Source organism: Mycobacteriales bacterium (assembly GCA_035504215.1).
Lineage (GTDB): Bacteria > Actinomycetota > Actinomycetes > JAFAQI01 > JAFAQI01 > DATAUK01.
Genome location: DATJSI010000094.1, coordinates 1 through 3,750, shown reverse-complemented (window position 1 = coordinate 3,750; position 3,750 = coordinate 1). Strand labels below are relative to the sequence as shown.

The following is a 3,750-nucleotide window of genomic DNA, read 5'->3' as shown; positions in this document are numbered from 1 at the left end:
GGTGCCCGAGCTGAACAAGATGGGCGCGAAGGTCGAGATCGACAACAACGTCGCGATCGTGCACGGGCCGTCGGTCCTGCGCGGTACCGAGGTCGTCGCGCACGACCTGCGCGGCGGCGCGGCGCTGATCCTGGCCGGGCTGGCGGCCGAGGGCGAGACGGTGATCTCGCCCGGGTACTACATCGACCGCGGGCACGCGACGATCGACGAACGGCTTCGGTCGCTCGGGGCGGACGTGGTGGCCGAGGAGCACGATATCTCGTTATCCAGTGGTGAGCGGGGCTTTCCCCTTTCAGAGCTATCGACGGTGCGGGAAGGCGCTGGCTATCGCTAGGAAGGCGTCGTTCGCATGCGGTGTGCCGATGGAGATGCGTGCCCCTTCTCCGTCGAAGGGGCGGACCGAGATGCCCGACGCTTCGCACGCTGCCGCGAAGGCAGTTGTGTGTTCTCCTAGGCGGAGCCAGACGAAGTTGGCTTCGGTCTCGGGGACTGTCCAGCCGTCCGCCCTCAGGGCTTCGGTTACCCGCGCGCGTTCCTTGACGGTGGCTTCGACTCGCTCCAGGAGCTCATCTTCGGCCTCGAGGGAGGCGATCGCGGCAGCCTGGGCTACCGCGTTCACGGAGAAGGGGAGCATCGTCTTGCGGACGGCCTGGGCGACTGGCTCGTGGCCGACGACGAAGCCGACCCGCAGGCCGGCCAGGCCGTAGGCCTTCGAGAAGGTGCGCAGGACGGCCACGTTGGGGCGGTCGCGGTAAAGGTCGATGCCGTCGGGCACGTTCTCGTCGCGGATGTACTCGCGGTAGGCCTCGTCAAGGACGACGAGGCAGTCGGCGGGGACCTGGTCAAGGAAGGCGGCGAGCTCGTCCCGGCGGACGACGGTGCCCGTCGGGTTATTGGGGTTGCAGACCAGGATCAGCCTTGTGTGCGGCGTGATCGCGGCTGCCATGGCCGTCAGGTCGTGTACCTCGTCGCGGAGCGGTACCCGGACCGAGGTGGCGTGCGCCAGGTCGGCGAGCGGCGGGTACGCCTCGAAGGAGCGCCACGCGTACAGCACCTCGGCGCCGGGTTCGCTGACCGCCTCGATGAGCTGCTTGAGGACCCCGACGGAGCCGCAGCCGACGGCGACGTGGCCGGCCGGGACCGCGAACCGTTCGGCGAGGGCGGCGGTCAGCGCCTCGGCACCGTTGTCCGGGTAGCGGTTGACTCCGCGGCCCGCCTCCGCGATCACCTCAACAACCGACGGCAGCGGTCCGTACGGCGACTCGTTGGAGGACAGCTTGTGTGCCTCACCTGCCACCGCTACGGGCGCCCGGCCGGGCTTGTAGGCGGGAACGGTGTCGAGCATGGTCCGGAACCGGGGCGAAGCGTCAGTCATGCCCCATAGATTAAGACAGCTCCTTGGTTGCGAACGCGTAGGCATGCTTGGCCAGGCTCTTCACCGCGACCTCAGACGCACCGGGGCCGATCACGGTCACCGAACCGACGAAGCCGGCGCCGCGGTAGACAAGCGACCACATGTCGTCCGCCGGGCCGCCGGTGGATCGCACGCTGAGCACGTGCGCCTCCTTGCCGATCCCCTTGACGGACGACTCATGGACCGTGTACCTGAACGTCTTGCCGCCGACGGTTTCCTCGTACCGCGCGCACTGCGCCGGTACCTTGGCCGCGATCGCGGCCGCCGCGGCGGAGGACGAGACGAGCATTTCGAAGACGCCGTTGTGTCCGACTCGGAAGCTGACCGCGGCGGCCGGCGCACCGGCGATCACGGCCGCGTTGAACCCGTCCGGCACGTCGTCCGCGCAGGCCTTGGGTGTCACGCGCACGCCGCCGGACAGCTGCGTGCTCGGGTCTGCCGCCGCCAGCGAGGCGTAGCTTCCGGTGGTCGCGGGCGCCGCGGCCCTGATCCCGTTGACCTTGGGAAGCAGCGCGACCCGCAGCTCGGCCGCACTGAACGGGGCAGTCGACCCGGTCGTCGTGGCGCTGCTGCCCGAATGGCCGCAGCCGATGAGACCCAGCGCGGCCGCGGGCACGAACAGCAGCAGCGCCGTCTCCCGCCAGCGACTTCCCTCCATCGCGCATCCTCTCCCGACACCAATTCATGGATGCCGATCGATGAGAATATCGCAACTGTAAGTTACGAGAGGTGACGTTGAGTAAAATCGGCACGTCGCGACCGACCACCTCGGCCGGGCCCCATGGGGGTTCAGGGCCATTCCGAGTCTTGCGGCATAACAGTGGGCGGTGGAGGTGGGATTTGAACCCACGGAGGGGTTGCCCCCTCACACGCTTTCGAGGCGTGCGCCCTCGGCCACTAGGCGACTCCACCGCCGGTGAGCATACCTGACGCGGGGCCCAAACAACGAACTGAGACTCATCTGCGCTCAGCGAAGAACGTCCTGAGCAGGGCCTGGCACTCCGCGGCGAGCACGCCGCCGATCACCTCCGGCACTGGCACCAGACGCTGATCTCGAACGACGTCCCAGAGTGAGCCGACCGCTCCGGCCCGTGGGTCCGTCGCACCGTAGACGAGCCGGCTGACCCGCGCCACCGTTATCGCACCGGCGCACATCGTGCACGGTTCCAGCGTCACCACGAGGGTGTGGCCGTCGAGGCGCCACCCGCCGGCCGCTTGGGCGGCGGCCCTGATGGCCACGATCTCGGCGTGCGCCGTGGGGTCACCGTCCGCCTCCCGGCGGTTCCGCCCGCAGGCGACCACGGTCCCCGCGGCGTCCTGCACCACCGCCCCGACCGGCACGTCACCCGTGCCGAGCGCCGCCGTCGCCTCAGCGAGCGCGGCCCGCATCGCCGGCGCGAAGGATGCCTCGTATCCCGTCACGCGGTCAGGAGCCAAGGGCGATATCGAGCGCGCGCTCCATCGCGGGCCCGAACCCGAGCCGGACCGCGATCGACTCCACCGCGTCCTCGACGTGATCCCAGGGGTCGTCGTCGGAGTCGAAGTCGAGGCGGCTGCAGATCGCCGCCAGGTCCATCTCGTCGAGGCCGAGGTCAGCGAAGATCGACAGGTCGCCGACCGGGAGCACCTGGTCCAGGTCCTCCTCAGCGGGAACCGGGATGTCAAGGTGCTCGAGGACCTGCTCGGCCAGCGGGTAGTCGAGTGCCGCGCCGATGTCGGACAGCAGCACGGAGACCTGATTGCCGATGACCCGGACCGCGACGAAAAAGTAGTCATCGATCCCCGCGAGCCCTATCGTGCCCGCGAGGCTGGGCTGCTGTCGCAGCGCCCGGATGAACCCCTTCAGGTCATCGGTCACCGCCACCGGCAGGACATCGGCGTCCCACCTGTCGTCCTCGCGGAAGACGACAATCGCAAAGTCGGTCTCGTTCACCTCAGGCATCGCCATGGTCCAAGCATGCCCTGTGGGGAGAAAGTTGTCAGATCGACCGCCTTCTCCGGCCGAGTGAAATCAAGCCGCCGGCCGTCGGTGGCCGCCTTCGGCGTGGCTGCTTCCGCCGCGCCGAAGGGAACGGCATACTTCATGCGAAGCTTCATATTCTCGGTCGGGCTCATGCGTAGTGCTCGTGTGATACGGGCACACTTGCCGGTAGGTCGGGCATAGCAGGAGCCGTGCCTGCTTGGAGGACTCCCCATCCAAGCTGCGTCTCGGTCTAGGATTAAGCAACTGGCATCAACGAGTCTGCGCTTCCAGGGAGGCAGCAGCAGTGAGTCTCAAGAACATCCTCTTCTATGCGCTCATCGCCTTTATCGTCTGGTGGGTCATCCAGCAGCCG

At 68.2% G+C, this 3,750-nt stretch carries 6 protein-coding genes and 1 tRNA gene; 1 reads left to right on the top strand and 6 read right to left on the bottom strand.

Annotated elements, in window-relative coordinates; genetic code table 11:
* The coding region (locus VME70_11715) for a hypothetical protein (GenBank protein ID HTW20864.1) at positions 1-334 on the top strand (334 nt) is incomplete at its 5' end.
* Here VME70_11715 and hisC read toward each other — a convergent pair.
* The 6 genes from hisC to VME70_11685 form a co-directional block, all read right to left on the bottom strand.
* The gene (gene hisC, locus VME70_11710; protein HTW20863.1) at positions 299-1,375 is read right to left on the bottom strand and encodes a histidinol-phosphate transaminase; all 1,077 of its coding nucleotides are present in this window, start codon (positions 1,373-1,375) and stop codon (positions 299-301) included. The two genes, VME70_11715 and hisC, sit on opposite strands and share 36 nt — an antisense overlap.
* A 10-nt stretch (positions 1,376-1,385) precedes the next feature.
* Positions 1,386-2,072: a hypothetical protein gene (locus VME70_11705; protein ID HTW20862.1), complete on the bottom strand. Its 687-nt coding sequence runs from the start codon at positions 2,070-2,072 to the stop codon at positions 1,386-1,388.
* A gap of 167 nt (positions 2,073-2,239) precedes the next feature.
* A tRNA-Ser gene (locus tag VME70_11700) sits at positions 2,240-2,326 on the bottom strand.
* A 45-nt stretch (positions 2,327-2,371) separates the two neighbouring features.
* Positions 2,372-2,803, bottom strand: a complete 432-nt coding sequence (locus VME70_11695; GenBank protein ID HTW20861.1) for a nucleoside deaminase — start codon at positions 2,801-2,803, stop codon at positions 2,372-2,374.
* 37 nt (positions 2,804-2,840) lie between these two features.
* Complete coding sequence (locus VME70_11690) at positions 2,841-3,362, bottom strand: tRNA adenosine deaminase-associated protein (protein ID HTW20860.1); 522 nt, start codon at positions 3,360-3,362, stop codon at positions 2,841-2,843.
* Entirely contained in the window at positions 3,344-3,529 is a 186-nt protein-coding gene (locus VME70_11685; protein HTW20859.1) for a hypothetical protein, read from the bottom strand. The genes VME70_11690 and VME70_11685 overlap by 19 nt, the downstream gene beginning before the upstream one ends.
* Positions 3,530-3,750: the final 221 nt, after the last annotated feature.